At 43.1% G+C, this 17,392-nt stretch carries 9 protein-coding genes; 4 read left to right on the top strand and 5 right to left on the bottom strand.

What is annotated here, in order from left to right:
• Positions 1-1,186 precede the first annotated feature (1,186 nt).
• From FN815_RS19090 to FN815_RS02700, 3 genes are all read right to left on the bottom strand, one after another.
• Positions 1,187-4,492: a T9SS type A sorting domain-containing protein gene (locus tag FN815_RS19090; RefSeq protein ID WP_246075125.1), complete on the bottom strand. Its 3,306-nt coding sequence runs from the start codon at positions 4,490-4,492 to the stop codon at positions 1,187-1,189.
• Between the two features lie 81 nt (positions 4,493-4,573).
• Positions 4,574-6,439 carry a T9SS type A sorting domain-containing protein gene (locus FN815_RS02705; RefSeq protein WP_142453074.1) on the bottom strand — a complete coding sequence of 622 codons (1,866 nt, stop codon included), beginning with the start codon at positions 6,437-6,439 and terminating at the stop codon, positions 4,574-4,576.
• A 50-nt stretch (positions 6,440-6,489) separates the two neighbouring features.
• Entirely contained in the window at positions 6,490-9,618 is a 3,129-nt protein-coding gene (locus FN815_RS02700) for a TonB-dependent receptor (protein WP_185957146.1), read from the bottom strand.
• 636 nt (positions 9,619-10,254) lie between these two features.
• Between FN815_RS02700 and FN815_RS02695 the strand changes: the two genes are divergently transcribed.
• Positions 10,255-11,526: an endo-1,4-beta-xylanase gene (locus FN815_RS02695; protein WP_142453072.1), complete on the top strand. Its 1,272-nt coding sequence runs from the start codon at positions 10,255-10,257 to the stop codon at positions 11,524-11,526.
• 211 nt (positions 11,527-11,737) lie between these two features.
• Positions 11,738-12,838 (top strand): aminopeptidase, encoded by a 1,101-nt coding sequence (locus FN815_RS02690; RefSeq protein ID WP_142453071.1) that lies wholly within the window; start codon positions 11,738-11,740, stop codon positions 12,836-12,838.
• Between the two features lie 344 nt (positions 12,839-13,182).
• On the opposite strand, the gene pckA is transcribed toward FN815_RS02690, so the two are convergent.
• On the bottom strand, positions 13,183-14,787 hold the full coding sequence (gene pckA, locus FN815_RS02685) for a phosphoenolpyruvate carboxykinase (ATP) (RefSeq protein WP_142453070.1): 1,605 nt from the start codon (positions 14,785-14,787) through the stop codon (positions 13,183-13,185).
• Between the two features lie 304 nt (positions 14,788-15,091).
• Between pckA and FN815_RS02680 the strand changes: the two genes are divergently transcribed.
• Complete coding sequence (locus FN815_RS02680) at positions 15,092-15,439, top strand: VOC family protein (RefSeq protein WP_142453069.1); 348 nt, start codon at positions 15,092-15,094, stop codon at positions 15,437-15,439.
• Between the two features lie 20 nt (positions 15,440-15,459).
• Entirely contained in the window at positions 15,460-15,882 is a 423-nt protein-coding gene (locus FN815_RS02675; protein ID WP_142453068.1) for a VOC family protein, read from the top strand.
• 194 nt (positions 15,883-16,076) lie between these two features.
• On the opposite strand, the gene FN815_RS02670 is transcribed toward FN815_RS02675, so the two are convergent.
• Positions 16,077-17,210, bottom strand: coding sequence for an NHL repeat-containing protein (locus FN815_RS02670; RefSeq protein WP_142453067.1), 1,134 nt, complete (start codon positions 17,208-17,210; stop codon positions 16,077-16,079).
• Between the last annotated feature and the right edge of the window lie 182 nt (positions 17,211-17,392).

Below are 17,392 nucleotides of genomic sequence, written 5' to 3'. Positions count from 1 at the left end.
GAAAGTAGACCTGTCATCCCGGTCAAGATGTAGCGCAGCGGAATCACAGAACCGGGTTCTCCCTACACATGGCGTAGCACACACCATGGCACCGTTGTTGTCCAGCGTTGCCGGTAGTTAGGAGATCTCGGGTCTGGGCCCGCGATGACTACTCATCACAGATGCTGTCATATCTTCAATGATATTACTCCGGCTTTGGGCAAAATTAACGGCTCAAGATGACGGGTTTTATATCGAACTCACGTTAAATTAACGTCCTTTCGATATAATATTCCTCATTGCTATAGATGTTGGATAATTTGCAGACAGTTTTAGTCATTATGAAGCCCCTGAAAGGGGCAAATTTGAATAGCCCCGGGTAAGCTTGTTTTTTGAGCCTCCGCTTCAGAGGAGCAAGCAGGCGCAACGCGGTGTTTCAGAGATCAAAAAACCAAGCTTCGCCCCTAAAGTGGGGCGGGGTGATGCGTGGAACGAAGCTTGGGCTCCCATTCCCCACCAGGCCAACATGTTCGCCCAACCCTCAACTAGCATTCATGATTCAATACCCTAAAAGCCCCGGGTTCTTTATTGCTGACAAACCATCCAGGGGTTACCCGCTTAGAAGCTTTTACCCTGAGCTATTATTTGACCCTTTCAGGGCTTTCTTTCCAGTTTTTGTTACCAAATTACCTAACCGCTACAGCGATGACTAGCCTATTTTGGCGTAATTCTTGTCTCGAACTCAGGTTAAATATGTAGACTTATCCGTCTCCGAACTTTCATTTAGCAAAACTTAAAGTATATAGTACTCAAGTAACTTTAGCATCCAATAATCCAAACTTTAAAAAAATGAGTTAAGAAGTACTGATTGTATCCTTAGCGCTTAAATTTTATAGATCACCTTCCTCATCTTAAAAACCTAAAAGCACTACTTAATTCCAATGATGAGAGCTTTACTATGCTTCTTTTTCTTCTAACCTTTGCTTGGGTTCATTCTCAGGTACTGTAAGTTGAATAAGCTTACCAAAGTAACGTAAAGAATTTAGCTGAAGCTATCCGAGCGTATCCTTACTGCTGCGGTATTCTCATTCCTGTATACATTTCAGCTCCTTATAAAATATCAGACATAAAAAAACCTGCTTCCTTTACAGGAAGCAGGTTCAGGTGCATTTAACAACCTTTTGAAGGCTGTAAGATCATCCAATACTTATTTGATAAGCATCATTTTCTTAGTGCTTGTGAAATCACCGGCCTGGATGCGATATACATACATGCCACTAGCCAGGTTTCTGGCGTCGAAAGTAACATTATGTGCACCAGCCTGCATTCTTTCGTTTACAAGCGTCATTACTTTTTGACCCAACATGTTGAAAACAGTCAGTTGTACATCTGCAGACTTAGGCAGATCAAAGTTGATGTTTGTAGTTGGGTTAAATGGGTTGGGATAGTTTTGCTCTAAGGCAAACACTTTAGGCAATGCATTAGATCGTTCGGCTTCGTTTGATACCGCGAGTCCTGCACCTTGTGTGATCTCAACATCCTCGATATCCAATCCTGTGGTTGAAGAATTGTTAACTGCAAAGTTCAGTCCATTGAAAGTGGTTGCAGTTGAGTTTGCATCAACAAAAGATCCTTCGAAGCTGAAGCTTCCATCCTCTTTCATCAATGAAACTTTAACAATCATACCACCTGTACCAGGTTGTACGGATATTGATAAGTCATAATCACCAGCTGTTGGTGTACCGGTACTGCTTACAGCGCCAATTTCTGTGGCTGTTTCAGCTGTGGCATCATACCAAACGCCGTTATCGATAGCTGATACAGTACCAGCAAGTGGATTTACAAGGTAACCAGTATGCATTGCTTCGCTTCCAGTCCACTCATAACCTCTTTCTTCTGTAGAGTCAACAACTCCGGCATCGGCAGCTTCAAACACGCCAAACAGGAAGCTGTCAGCTTCTTCAAATCCACCACCGGCGAAGCTCAAAGAAGCATCCTCAATAACCAAGGCAGCTTCGTCACCACTACCTGGAGTAGAAGGTACTTCAAAGCCTGCTCGAACGGCAGCCCAATCGGTAGCTGCGCTACCTGAGACTGATGTATTACCTGTAAATTCACCCGGAGTCAATGTCCAGTCGCCACCATATTTTCCACCTAAGAACCCAAAAGATCCTGTTGGAATATAATGGTCATAGAAAGCTGGTTCAGGAACCTCAATAGGATCTCCTTTATCAACTTCAACAGCTTCAAAATTAACCTGAGTGAATCCATCCACGCCCTGGAATCCAAATGCTACTGCATTAAAGGTAGTGGTTGAAGCAGTATCCTGAATGGTTCCAGCATAATAATAATCGTCCTCTTCATGGATGAAGTAGAAACGGATTTCATTGGTTAAATCATCGATAGGCTCTACTGAGATTGCCCACTCGTATGTACCAGCTTCCATTTCAGCAAGGTAAGGGATTGGAGTGAACGTACCGATCGGCGCGTTGTTTCCATAGGTGCTCAGCCAGTTACTGTTGGCGTACCACCAGTTGGTTCCGCTACCACCATTACCGTTAGCCAAGTCACCGGCTCCGGATAGCGGCATGAAAGAATAACCAGAGGAGTTGGTTGAAGGTTGCGACCAGTACGCTGAATCAGTATAAGCGTTATTCAGTTCACCTAAATCCTCAAAGTTTGCGAGTGCAAATCTTAGTGGAGTATATCCAGCACCAAGGCTTCCGTTCAGGGTCATTTCACCTGATAGAATCAGTGCACTACCTGCTTCCGCTTGTACATCGTAATCAAAAGCACCAATCAGAGATGCCCAACCGTCTGCAGGCTCTCCATTTCCACCCATTCCGGCATCACCAGCAAGGTATTCACCTGAGGTAGAATCGCGCAGTATAGGCCATCCCTGGTACCGTGAATCAGCACCCCATTGGGTGAGATAATGAGAATCGAATGGTGGCAATGGAACCTCGATAGGATCTCCTTTGTCTACTTCAACAGCTTCAAAATCAACCTGGGTAAACCCTTCGGCTCCCTGGAATCCAAAAGCTACAGCATTAAAGGAAGTCGTAGTAGCAGTATCCTGTACCGTTCCACCAAAATAATATTCCTCATCTTCATGAATCATGTAGAATCGGATCTCATTGGTCAAGCTGTCAATTGGATGTACTGACATAGCCCACTCGTACGTACCTGCTTCCATTTCTGCCAGAGAAGGAACTTGCAAATAGGTTCCCATAGGACCATTATTTCCATATGTGCTCAACCAGTTAGAATTGGCGAACCACCAGGCTGTTCCGCTTCCTCCGTTACCGTTAGCCAGGTCAGCAGCTCCGGAACGTGGCATAAAGGAATAACCCGTGGAAGAGCTGGTTCCAGACCATGCTGCAGAGTCTGTATATGCATTGTTAAGTGTGGCTCCGCTTTCAAGATTGAGGAATGCATATCTAATTGGAGTGTAACCGGCACCAAGGCTACCGTCAATGGTCATCTCACCACGTACAATTACAGCCTCGCCCATTTCAGCTCCTACATTATAATCAAACGCGCCAATTAAAGAGGCCCAACCGTTCACGGTTTCACCGGTTCCACCCATGCTGGCATCGCCATCAAGTGAGCTGGAGTCTCGTAAAACTGGCCAGTCGGAATAACGCTCGTCAGCTCCCCATTGGGTCAGATAATGAGACTCAAATGGTGGCAGGGGAACATCTATTGGATCACCTTTATAATAGGTAACCCCAGATACATTAAATTCAGTAAGTGTTGCTGCATCTTCCATATTTTCACCCAAACCGAAATTTATGGCATTTATGGAAGTTGTCATGGCAGTGTCTGTAACTGTACCAGCAAAGTAATATTCATCATTTTGTTCTGCCAAATAAAATCTTACTTCGGCGGTTGAATCAGCATTTAATGTATAAGAGATACTCCAGTCATAAGTCCCTTCAACTATTGCTGCTAAACTGGGAACCTGATCAAATGTACCCACTGGATATCCTCCGTTACTATAGGTACTATTCCATCCCCCATTAATGACAGTCCAAACATTTCCACCACCTCCAGCACCATTCGGAAGTGTTCCTGCACCTGAAGTAGGTGTAAATTCATACCCGTATGATCCAGACGAAGTCCATAGTGCAGAATCCGTATTTGCATGTTCTAACTCTCCAAGAGATTCCTCATAGGTAAGTGCGTAACGGATAGGTGAATAAGCTTCCCCTAATCCACTTCCTACAAATTCCATTTGCCCGGAAATCACAAAAGTCTCTCCAACTTCTAAGTTCACGGCGTCAAATCCTCCGCGTATAGTTTTCCAGCCAGCTTGATTTGCTCCTTCTTCTGAACCCATAATTCCAGTTCCATCAGGTGTTTCAGCTGTATTAAGAATTGGCCAAGTTGTACCTCGCTCTGTGGCTCCCCACTGCGTAACCAAATTGCCGTTAGTTTGCGCATAAACGATACTGGCCCCCGAAAATATAAGGCCGAGTATCAACGCAAAGGTCATAGTAATCCTCTTCATATATTCCTCCATTGTATTATTAGTGATGAGGCGGAATGGACACATAGTATGCCCATCCCTCCGCATCGAAAAGTTGTTAGCTTATTTGATAAGCGTAAGTTTTCTGGTAATAGAAACTCCTGCATCAGGTGAGTCTAAGCGGTAGAAATAGATGCCGCTAGCCAAATTAGATGCATTGAAGGTAACCGTGTGATTACCTGCAGACTGCATGCCCTGATATAGGGTTGCTACTTCTTGTCCCATCGCATTGTAGATTGTAAGACTTACGTCTGATGCTTCAGGGATGCTGTAAGAAATATTCGTGGTAGGGTTGAATGGGTTAGGATAGTTTTGCTCAAGTGCAAAGCCTTTAGGAGTACCAGCTTCTCGCTCTGAGCTTACAACTACACCTTCATTCATATATTCTTCAATCTGCGCCCAATCAGCTTCTCTTTGATTGGCTTCCCAGTCAGCTAATTGATCGGGATACCAGTTCAAGTCACCCATTGGATAACCGCCCCAAGCTGCTGTTTGGTACTCAGTATTGTTGTATGCCATGTTTTCAGGCAATGGCCATGTTTGATTGTAACCCGCAGCAGGCCGGTAAGACCAGTCAACATCTGAGTTATCATCCCATTTGTACATCACAAAGGTAAGCATGGTGTCCTGATTTGTAGCTGGGACAATAAAGTCTGCCGGATCATCATAGAAAGTAGTGGAGTCGATGGTCATGCGTGGGAACACATCGTTACCTTCTGAATCGGTAGAATCCACATACTCATATGCTTCTTGTCCAATTGGAGGTGATGGGAAGCGTAACAGAATATCGTCACGAGACTGAATCTGCTCCTGGCTCCAAGGACTGTTCATGTACCAATCTTCGAGGTAATCCTCGATATAGAACACGTTGTTGCCGATATAAATCTGGCGGTCTTGGTCAGTGAAGTCCACTTCAAAACCAAGGGAATCTACTAGTACAGGATCTTGTACCACGCCTCCGCCAAGAGGATTACACAAGCCGTCGTAGAAATCATCAATATCAGCATCTGTTCCTTCGGGGCACACATCAACTGGTCGCTGACCAATCATGTTGGTATTCACGAAGATGGAGTTTGTAATCGATAAATCTTCCCACCAGCCTGTTTGGATAGCCCACTCAAGAGAGTTGATCATCGTGACGTGGTTCAAGTGAATATTGGATGCATTTTGATTGCCCTCCATCATCACAATACGACTTAAATTCGCAAAAGTAGTGTTTTCGAATAATAAACTGTCGTAATGAAAGCCTGTGGATTGATATGGGAAAGATACAGCACGTCCATAGTATTGAAAGTGACTATCGGTCAAATTACGGAAATAACTATTTTTAAAGATCCCAACAAAGTTATCTGCTTTTACCGTAACAGCACCACCTGATTCAGCACCAATTGGGAAATAGTCGAATATAACTCCGTCAAATCGGCCATATTCTTTGTCAGGCTCCTGACCGGTTGCAACGGTGTCTTCAAAAACAATACCAGTTTGAACTTGATTGCCTTGAATATCGGCTCCGCGAACCCAGACATTTTCCATTTTCAGGTCGCCGAAAGTCTGAATGATATATACACGGTCAATTTCTTCCTCAGTCCATACAAGTTGTGGTGGGGCTGAGTTCTGAATTTCTTCGTCAGTTCCTTCTCCGGCACGGAGGGGTTCGGGGCCTACTATTTCAAGGTCCTCACCAACATCCATAAAAATACTGCTTGTAAGCACATACACTTCATATGGCTTAAGCTTGAATACAGTATTGTTGATATCTCCGTTGGCCTTCACATCCTCGATAGCTCTGTTTAGCGTACCGCGTGCTTCGTCTGCGTTACCTGCTTGAAGTAACTCATAATAGCCAGTAACAACCACGGTATCTTTTTGAGCCATCAACGATGTACAGAAGAACATCGCGATAGATAAAGATAGTAACAGGTGCTTCATATTGACTCCTTATTGTTTGGTTAATTATTGATTTAAAAATATTGGTTTGTTTAGTACCTAAATCTTATCCCAAGATTGGCAGTAAGACCGTAGTTCTGAATATTCGAATCTCCATTAATAGATCTTTGAACCTGTTGGTTATTAGCACTATTCAGATTCGAGATATCAAAGAAAATTTCACTATTACCACCTAACATTGGTACTCTGTATTTGGCTGAGTAATCAATTTTGAGGTAATCGGTACTAAATCGGTCATTCTCGGGATATCGTCCACCACTTCCACCAAAGGTATTGGTCTGCAGCAGTACGGAAATTCTTGTTGAAAAGCCCTTGTAGTCAAATCCTAAATAGGTATTCATAACGTGATTAGGCTGACCACTTAGTCGTGAAGTAAAAGAAGAATCTACCAAGAAGAATTCTTCTCGTACGTTTCGGCCTTCCCCTACAATTCTTGAACCTTGATCGTAGAAAGGGGTCTCAATTTCAGAGAAAATGCGAGCATAGTTGATACCAAATACCATATTGCTGAGTGCTCTTGGCAGGTACCAGAAGTTATGCTGGAAATCAAATTCAAGACCTCGTACCAATCCATCATTTGGATTGTTAACAGGTCGGCTTACCGTTGCTGTAGCAGCTCCGGTAGTTGGGTTCACTACGGGTGTAATAAGAGCAGCACCGTCAGCACAACTCAGGTCGTACTTGTCGCGATAATATTGATTACAAATTAACTGGTAATTGGAAACCTGATCTATACCCGCTTCTTCTGCCAGATTTATCTGGTAGCTGGCGGTGTACACAAAGTTCTCAATAGATTTCTGGAAAGCACCAACTGACAGTAACCCAATTTTATTAGCATGGAACGTCAGGTTAATATCATGGTTCTCAGACTTGGCTGGCTTCAGATCAGGATTACCGGTATAAATTGAGTTACCCTGGGTAATCGTGAATTTTGGCGACAGAAGGTTATAATCCGGACGCGATAGCGTTTGAGTGTAAGAGTACCGAAGATCCATCCAATCTGTCACAGAAAACCGTCCCTGAACCATTGGCAACAAGAAGCTGTTGCTGGCCGATGAGGTAGTATCATACATAATCTGGGCCTGGGCATTTCTTTGGTCGCGAGCGTTATATGCAAAGTACTCAGAGTTTACCTCTTCGTACCGGGCACCACCAATAACCATGAACTTACCAAAGTTAAGCTTTGTCATGGCATAGGTCGCAAAATAATCTTCTTGATAGGTATAGTCATTAGAAAGTGCCTGATAAGGACCATCATACCAGCCACCTTGTGCTCCGGAGCTTCTTTCTTCATTAGAAGCATCAAAGTCAGGATTACCAATTACAAAGTTAAGTACATCAACCAGCGTATTTGGGTTAGCCGCAAAAAATACCTGGCCATAATCATTACCTAAAAATGCGTCGTACAGATCGTCATTTCTGGTCTCCAGAGAAGTACCTGTAAATACGCCCTGATCATTGGTAGTCAACCCAAATTGATCACGAAGGGTACGAGATAATGAGTTGGCAATATTATCATCCGTAGCATTAGCATTTCCATCAAAAGCTAAATAGGGAGTTTCCTGATCAGTAGATGTTTCCTGATCTACAAATTGACCTCCAAACTTAAAGAAGCCATTAGCACCTGCACCTATATTGAAGGGTATTTCAAAATCAGCTTTGTATGTAAACTTATCTTCTTCATAATAATTACTGAAGAGGTTTCCACTACGCAGGATTACATCATCAATACCACGAAAGTCAGCTTGTCGGTCTACCAAATTCTCAGGCTGAATATTATCCCTTGGCGCAGGGTTTACGGCTTGGGTCTGGTTAAATGTTAAAACCGGGGAATCTTCCAAAGTGTTACGGGCTCCCGTATAACTACCAGACAAGTTTACTTGCAACCAATCAAAATCGTAATCAACTCGGAGTGAGTGGACTCTTTGCTGAATTTCCGTTTCACCCAAGCTCATTCTCCAATCCATACGACCATTATTGTAATTGATACTTTGGTTATGGTCGGTAAAATCTGAATTGATAGAAGCAAACATATTCACAAATTTCACAGATCCTTTACCTAAATCATAGTCAAGGATTAAGTTTGCCCCTAGACGATCTCTTGTCTCCAGGTGGCGATTAAAGCTTACACTTGTTACCTCAACTGGCCGGAATCCTGTTTCAGGATCAGCTTCTTCAATAGAGCCGGCAATACCGTAATCAGTATTTAGGTTATCAGAGTTACGGTCATAAGATTCAGCATTAACAAGTGCGTACACACCTAATTTATTATTTAAGAATCGATTACTTACAGAACCAACTGCTCTGTAGTTACCAAGGGTGTTACTTTTAGCAGTATAACCTTGTTGCCACATGGCATCCCAGTGCAAACCCTCGGGCGCCTTACGCAACTCCATGTTTACCGTACCACCAATCGAGTTCGCATTCATGTCTGGCGTTAATGATTTGTAGACCTCAATCATGCGAATCATGTAAGGAGATACCATGGTCAAGTCAACACTACGGTCATTATTAACACGCCCGGAACCAACTCCAGGATTTGAAGATAAGCCGATGGTTGAACTACCTGTAGAAGCCAGCTGAACCCCTTCAATTTCAATAGCATTATATTCTGGTGCCAAACCGCGGATTACTACTTTATTAGCCTCTCCAGAGCTTTGCGTTGTGGAAACACCCGGCAAACGACCTAAAGCCGCAGCTGCATTAAAATCAGGTAATTCCTGAATTTTAGTTTCAGAAACCACATTCACAATGTTGTCAGATGTAATCTGCTGATTAATAGCTTCAATCTGACCTTCCCGCTGAGCACTTACTGTTACGCCTTCTCCTTGTACAGCTACTTGTACAAGCTCTACGTTATATTCAAGCGTTTCACCGTCTTCAACTTCAATTTCTTCTTCAATTCTCTCGTACCCAATATAACTCACTACCAAAGTATGAGTTCCCGCTGGCACCCGGCGAATTATATAATTTCCATCTATATCGGTGGCTGCACCAATACTGGTTCCTTTTATGGCTACGTTTACTCCAATCAGGACTTCACCGTTACCGGCGTCCGTTATAGTTCCTCTTATTTGTCCGTGTCCGGATGATGTATTTTGTGCTGAAAGTAAAGTGACTCCAAACAACAAAGTAAATACGGTTAGTAAAACTTTATTCATATCAGATGTGGCTGCGTTATCATTAATTAATAGTATTGTCCATATTACCGAAAGCGCTTCTTCCACCATTTGTTAAAAATCGCTTCCAAATAAGGGTCTTGATGTCCTTCAACAATATATCAAAAGCAGTGAATAATGAAAATAATTTCTGAGCAATTTTGTATGTCTAATTGGGCAATTTTTGCTCAACCAAATTGACTATCCTCAAAGCCCTTTTAGTTGCTCTATTTGCTTTGAATCTTGACTCTTCTTTCATATAATCTTCAATTAACATTCGTTTAAATAGGTTCAAGGTCCATTTTTAATCTGACACGAAAAATTACCCTGAGACTATATACAAAGCAATAAGTTAGCGTTAACAGAGCAAAGAACAATCGATATTTTGCGAAACCTTGCCCCTGTATATTGAACAACTTATAGCCTGTAAACTCGATTACTCTTATAAGTGTCTAAAACATGCTCAAAGTTATGAAAATGCTTTTATAGGATTGATAATTCTAAGAGCATACATCACCTTGAAACCTTGTTAACCCATGATATTTCATACTTTGCAGTCAGCTATCATCATGAATTATCAATAGCAGCCCCAATTAAAGAGTATGCCTTAATTTTCAAACCTCTACAGCCTTATCTCTCATGAAAACCACACGCTTGACTTCTATATTTTCACTGGCCGTAAAAGCGCTATTATTTATCTGTTTTACTCTACTACTTGCCGTACCTGTACGTGCTCAAAACCAAGAGGTACTTGAAAAAATCACCCCGGAAGCAATCAACCAGAGAATTGAACAGCATCGTATGGGTTCTCTTATAATTCATACTGCACCAGGTGCTGAAGTTACTATTGAACAGCAATCTCATGAATTTCTTTTCGGCGCTGCACTTCCTAATCATCTGGCTGAGAATTCAGAAAATCCAATGACATCTGAAGAACGAGAACAATTTTTAAGTATACTGTCCGACAATTTTAATTACGCCGTTCATGAGAATGCCCTGAAATGGTATGATACCGAGAAGACACAGGGCGAAGTAAATTATGCGGTAGCCGACCGTATCTATGAGCTTATGGATTCGCTGAACATCCCTATGCGCGGACATACGGTGTTCTGGGCCAAGGAAGAGTTCAATACAGAGTGGCTAACCAAACTCACCAATGATGAACTCCGCAAAGCCATAGCAGACCGGGCCGAAAGTCTCATCAACCATTTTGAGGGACGAATTAACGAGTATGATCTTAATAATGAGATGGTTCATGGGAGCTTTTTCCGCGACCGGCTGGGATATGGCATTATCAGTGAAATGGCATGGATGGTTAAAGCCCATAATCCAGATGCCAAATTATATACCAACGATTACGGAATTTTGGATGTAGGCCATAACGCAGGCCCTTACGCAAATCAGATTAGAAAAATGCTGGCCAATGGGGTTCCGCTTGACGGCATCGGGATGCAGGCCCATCGCTCAGTATCGGTTCCATATGAAAACACCCCATATATGGTGCAAAGAAATCTGGACCGTTTTCTCGAATTCGATCTTCCCATCAAAATTACCGAAGCATTGTTTGCGCAGGATACTGACGAAGAACGTGCGGCTGAACTCAAGAAGCTATTCCCTATTTATTTTGCCCATCCGAGAGTAGAAGCCATCCTGATTTGGGGTATCTGGGAGAAACCACACTGGATTCCGGAATCTGCCATGTGGAAAACCGATTTTAGTCCAACCCTGCAGTCTAAAGCGTACCAGGATTTAGTATTTGACGAGTGGTGGACCAATACAACAACCAGGGCTAACGATGACGGCCTTTCTGAAATAAAGGCCTTTTATGGCGATTACGCTATCACTGTAGATGGCAAAACTAAAGTGGTAAGCCTTAAGAAAGAAGACGGCAAATCAGAAGTACGGTTCTAAAGGTATAGACAATTATCTATTAGTAACCACAGAGCTCGCAAAGTTTCGCAGGGGATGAAATATCTTTGCCTATTCTGCGAAGCCTCGGTGTATCTTACGGTTACAAAATCACTGCCACTCCCCTTATTCCCTTATCAACTTATTCCCCCATTTCCCTTACCTTTCAACCGTAAGCAATTCAACATTTCTAATTTCAAATTTCTACTTCCCCATGATATCAGAACATGATCAAAAACTGGCGACGCTCATCCTGGAACACAGCACCGAAGTACAGAAAGACCAAAATGTAATGGTGCAGCTCATTGGTTTGAATGGCATCAATCTGTTACGGGCATTGGTTGAACAGATTCGCGCCAAAGCCGCCCATCCTTTTATCCAGATTGAAGATGCCGAATCGCAGCGAATTCTGGTTGAACAGGGAAACGAGACGTTTTGGAAAAACCAGGCCAAAGTGGATCAGCTGCCTAAAATGAAACAAATGGATGCGTTTATTGGCATCCGCGCGTCTGAAAATATTTATGAAACTTCCCAGGCCGGCAAAGAGGCCAACAAAGCCTATTCCGAGCATTTCTTAAAGCCCGTTCATTTTGATGAGCGCGTGAACAATACCAACTGGTGCATCATGCGCTATCCCTCCCCTGCATTTGCCATGAACGCCAAGATGCCTACCCGTGCCTTTACGGAGTTCTATTACAAAGCCTGCCTGGTAGATTACGGCAAGTTGGAAGAAGCCATGAAGCCTCTGGAAAAACGCCTGCGTGCTACCGATGAAATTCATCTAAAAGGCGAAGGCACCGACATCAAATTTTCCGTAAAAGGACAGAATTGGGTGCCTTGCTTTGGCAAGCGCAATGTACCGGATGGCGAGTTATTTACCTCTCCTGTGTTGGATTCGATTAATGGCGTGATTAGCTACGCTCCCTCGGTGTACCAGGGCAAACCCTTTGAATTTGTGAAGCTGGAAGTAGAAAACGGAGTAGTAGTCGATTTTGATTCCTCTAACAACGACGCCCTCAAGGACATCCTTGATACCGACGAAGGAGCCCGTCGCTTCGGAGAGTTCAGCTTTGGACTAAACCCGGTGATTGAAAGCCCGATGTATGACATCCTGTTTGATGAGAAAATTTACGGCTCCAACCACCTTACCCTTGGTAAAGATTACGAAGTAGCCCCTAATGGCAACTCCAGTAACATCCACTGGGATTTGGTGTGCATTGGCGCCGATGTGTACCTGGATGGCGAACTGGTTCGAAAAGGCCGCAAATTTGTGGCAGATGACCTTAAGGGCTTAAATCCAGAAGAATTACTTTGAGTTCTGAGTTCTGAGTTCTGAGTTCTGAGTTCTGAGTTCTGAGTTCTGAGTTCTGAGTTCTGAGTTCTGAGTTCTGAGTTCTGAGTTCTGAGTTCTGATAATATGCAACTCAATAAACCTTTAAATCAAAAACTCAGCCAGTCTAAACAAAAAACCCGGCGGCCTGTTCTACAAACCGTCGGGTTCATGTTAGAAGTTTGATAACTCCTATCTCATAGTGACCGGTTATCCGGTCCTATATCTTTGCTGATACTGAAACGGGGCGGACACGTCTGGCCCGCTCTCCGTTTTTGCTGATCAGATCTCGCCGCAGTCACTCCAACAACGAACGAGAATGAGGGCTACTAAGCTTCAACTCCTACTTTTGGGCCGGCATTGATGATTTCATCACTGCTGTCTGCTTTATACTTCTCGAAGTTTTTAGCAAACAACCTACCAAGTTTTTCAGCCTGTTTGTCATACTCTACTGCATTGTCCCAGGTGTTACGTGGTTGCAATATTTCAGATTTTACGTTCGGGCACTCGGTTGGAATCTCAAAGCCAAATACATCATCTGTTACCGTTGGTGCATCTTGCAACTCACCGGCATGGATGGCATTAATGATAGCACGTGTGCTCTTGAGGTCCATTCGGCTTCCAGTTCCATAAGGTCCGCCGGTAATACCTGTATTTACTAACCAGGCATTGGAACCATGTTTACGCATTTTCTCAGCTAACATCTCAGCATATTTTGCAGGAGGCCATACCAGGAAGGCGGCGCCAAAGCAGGCAGAGAAGGTAGCTTGTGGTTCGGTTACACCCATTTCGGTACCAGCTACTTTAGCAGTATAACCACTGATAAAGTGGTACATGGCTTGTTCAGGTGTAAGTTTACTTACCGGAGGCAGAACGCCAAAGGCATCATAAGTCAAGAAGATGATGTTTTTGGGATGTCCGGTTTCGCAAGGCACTTTTGCGTTGTCAATGTACTCGATGGGGTAAGAAGCCCGGGTATTTTGGGTAATAGATACATCTTTATAATCCACTACGCGGGAATTTTCGTCGTATCCTACATTTTCAAGTACGGTACCAAACTTGATGGCATTAAAGATTTCCGGTTCGTTTTCTTCAGAAAGATTGATGGTTTTGGCATAACATCCGCCTTCAATATTAAATACACCGTCATCACTCCAGCAGTGCTCGTCATCGCCAATGAGTTTGCGGCTATTATCTGCGGAAAGGGTTGTTTTACCGGTTCCTGACAATCCGAAGAATAGGGCTACATCGTCTTTGTCCTTGCCTTCGTTGGCTGAACAGTGCATTGAAAGCACATTTTTGATCGGCATCAGGTAGTGCATTACAGTGAACACACCTTTTTTCATTTCACCGGCATACTCGGTACCCAGAATTACCATTTCGCCACGGTTGAAGTTTACATCCACACTGGCATCAGAAGTCATGCCTTCGGTGTACTTGTTGGCGGGAAACTTACCGGCATTGTATACCACAAAATCTGGCTCGCCAAAGTTTTCAAGCTCTTCTTCAGTTGGACGAATAAGCATGTTATGCATGAACAATCCATGATAAGGACGTTCGGCAATAATGCGCACTTTCAGGCGGTATTTGGGATCCCAGCCTGCAAAACCGTCTATTACATACAGGCGCTCGCAAGTATTCAGGTAATCGGTTGCTCTTTGATGGTTGATATTAAAGGTATGCTCATCCAGTGAAATGTTGATATCTCCCCACCAAATGTTATCTGAAACATCAGGGGTGTTCACTACGCGTTTGTCAGCGGGGCTACGGCCTGTGCGCTTTCCGGAGCGAACAATAAGCGCTCCATTTTTGGCTATTGCTGATCCGGAGTCATATTTTATTGCTTCCTCGTAAAAGGTAGCCGGGGCCGGATTTCTAAATATTTTTTCTACGTTGATGTCGTGTTTCGACAGGTTGAATTCTTTTGCAGCCATGATTTTATGGATTAAGTATTAGTCTTTGTTCGACACTTCCAAAAACGTAAAAATTCGTGAACGTTTTGTGAATTACATCCCATAAAACTCTTAAAAAAGTTCGTTTTAAGCCGTGGAAGCGCTATTATTTTTATCAAGATGATTAACCGGATCAGAAATAACAAACCCCATCATATAAAATAATTGTAACCAATTTGTCCTGTATAGGGTATATCCCACAATCTATCCAACTAATATACCAGATACTTCTATTCTAGATTTCTCTGGTTTAAAATTTCATCATCATTCCAAAAACCATAATGCTATGAATCCGAACAATCATTCTCTTTCCCTTGCCGTCAAAGATATCCATGCATCCAAAACCTTTTATGAAAAGCTGGGCTTTGAACCGGTAGAAGGTACCGGCCCCATTGAAGACAACTGGATCATCATGAAAAAAGGGAATTCCCTTATTGGACTCTTCCAGGATATGTTTGAAGAAAATATCATCTTTAATCCGACTAACGCCCGCAATGTTTATCATGACTTAAAAGAACAGGGCGTGGAATTTTTGATGGAGTCTGAATCCATCCACGAAGAAAAAGGGCCCTGCCACTTTTGTATTGCCGATCCCGATGGCAACCAGATTCTTTTTGATCAGCACAACGATTAAACCCTAAATCACATCACCCCATGAAAAAACGAGTAACCGGCATTGGCGGAGTTTTTCTCAAGGCCAAAGATCCCAAAGCGACAAAAGAATGGTACCGGCAACACCTCGGTATTCAAAGTGGTAAATACGGCGGCACCTTTGAATGGCGCAAAGCCGAAGCACCGGATCAAAAAGGCTTCACCGCCTGGAGCATTTTTGACGAAACCACGGAATACACAAATCCCAGTAAAAAAGATGCGATGATCAACTACCGGGTAGAAAACCTGGAGGAGCTGCTAAAAGTGCTCGAAGAGGAAGGCGTAAAGATTATCGGGGAAATGGAAGTGTACGAATACGGAAAGTTCGGCTGGATCATGGACCCCAATGGCTACAAAATTGAACTCTGGGAGCCAAATGACGAGGAGTATGACAAGATTAAGGGAGAAACAAATTTGAGCGGGTAGGGTGGGAATTTTGAGTTAAGAATGATGAGTTTTGAATTGTATTTAAAACCACCGAGATCGACAAGGGTTCGCAAAACCTCGCAAACTTTACGACAACTCTTTATCCTTTGGTTGCTACTTAATTCAAAATTTAAAATCCAACATTCAAAACCACTTCTCCCTTCGGAGTTGAATGTTGGATTTTCAGTGTTCAGTTACATCTCCACCCTAAACTTCTTGATCATAAGCCCATCCCCAAATACAGAATAGTAGAATCCCTCCTGATCACGAACCGTGAGGCCTCCGAGTTCCTCCACAAATTTGGAGTCATCAAAAGTATACAACAGCTCATGATCGGCACTATATACATCCATGAAGATCTCATAAACCGGCTCGGCTGTTTCACCGGTTGCAGCTCTGCGGGCGTACTCATTGGGATCATCAATATTCACCGGGTATCTGACCTGAACCAAATACTGCCCGTTATCCAAATAAACCGGAGAACTTATTTCTCCTAATCCATAGAGGCTTACCCTTCCGCCCTCGGCATAAATTCCGGGTCCCACCACTCCATCGAAGTCTCGCTGCACTTCCAGCTTCAGGTTCCCTTCATAATCATAAAACTGATGAGCGTACCTGGTGTTGAAAGAATAAACAAATCCTTCATCCTGCATTTTCAAACTCCCCATGACCGTAGCCATAGAGTACTTTTCATCTTCAGTTTCCTTAATATTTACATTTTGCCTTACTCTCAGGCTGTCCGTCAATTCCATTACGTGCGCCATTGCGCCAACCGTTCCGAAATTAGCAGATTGCATCAGAATCAATCCATCGTCCCGAATACCCCTCAGCATAGCGTAGCGAATATCTTTGGGCATATCGTAACTTTTGATAAAATTACCCTCCTTATCGAATGCATCAAGCCGCGTTCCCATAATGTTGGCTACGAAAAGCTTTTCCTGATGAAGTTCTAATCCAAAAGGATTTTCGAAATCACCGGGGCCATTGCCACCTTGCCCGGTAGTCCACCTTAGATTTCCCTCGGAATCGGTAGAAACCAGTTTATTTGAACGCCGGTCGATGAAATAAAAATTACCTTCCGCATCAATTTGTAAATAGCTGATATCTCCAATTACAGGATCGTCTATCCCGGATAAGTCAAAAGTATCTATCAGTTCAAACTCAACGGGTGGATTTTCATCCTGTAAAAATCCCTGCGCCGGATTTTGGATTAGTCCATCCTCCTTAACTATTGGCGAGTATTCCTCTTTACTGCCGCAAGCAACCCCTATTGCTAATATCAATACAAATTGTACTGTTATCAGACCTCTGATTTTCGGATTATTCATTTCTATTACCCCATTTTTGATTTATATGTTTTGAATATTATGATTTTGGATATTTTTCCAACCCACAGTAATAGTGTGTTCCAGCGCAGAGCGTGTTAGAAATTTTAAATTTTGAATGCTGAATGATGAATTGAGTTGTAACCGCAGAGGACGTTAAATATTCGCAGACTACAATGCCTATT

Source organism: Gracilimonas mengyeensis (assembly GCF_900182705.1).
Classification (GTDB): domain Bacteria; phylum Bacteroidota; class Rhodothermia; order Balneolales; family Balneolaceae; genus Gracilimonas; species Gracilimonas mengyeensis.
The sequence above is the reverse complement of the archived record's forward strand: the minus strand, read 5'-3'. Positions and strand labels throughout refer to the sequence as shown.

Excerpts from the sequence above, each read along its gene's own strand:
- FN815_RS19090 (WP_246075125.1), bottom strand. The coding sequence starts at position 4,492 with ATGAAGAGGATTACTATGACCTTTGCGTTGATACTCGGCCTTATATTT.
- FN815_RS02705 (WP_142453074.1), bottom strand. The coding sequence starts at position 6,439 with ATGAAGCACCTGTTACTATCTTTATCTATCGCGATGTTCTTCTGTACA.
- FN815_RS02700 (WP_185957146.1), bottom strand. The coding sequence starts at position 9,618 with ATGAATAAAGTTTTACTAACCGTATTTACTTTGTTGTTTGGAGTCACT.
- FN815_RS02695 (WP_142453072.1), top strand. The coding sequence starts at position 10,255 with ATGAAAACCACACGCTTGACTTCTATATTTTCACTGGCCGTAAAAGCG.
- FN815_RS02690 (WP_142453071.1), top strand. The coding sequence starts at position 11,738 with ATGATATCAGAACATGATCAAAAACTGGCGACGCTCATCCTGGAACAC.
- pckA (WP_142453070.1), bottom strand. The coding sequence starts at position 14,787 with ATGGCTGCAAAAGAATTCAACCTGTCGAAACACGACATCAACGTAGAA.
- FN815_RS02680 (WP_142453069.1), top strand. The coding sequence starts at position 15,092 with ATGAATCCGAACAATCATTCTCTTTCCCTTGCCGTCAAAGATATCCAT.
- FN815_RS02675 (WP_142453068.1), top strand. The coding sequence starts at position 15,460 with ATGAAAAAACGAGTAACCGGCATTGGCGGAGTTTTTCTCAAGGCCAAA.
- FN815_RS02670 (WP_142453067.1), bottom strand. The coding sequence starts at position 17,210 with ATGAATAATCCGAAAATCAGAGGTCTGATAACAGTACAATTTGTATTG.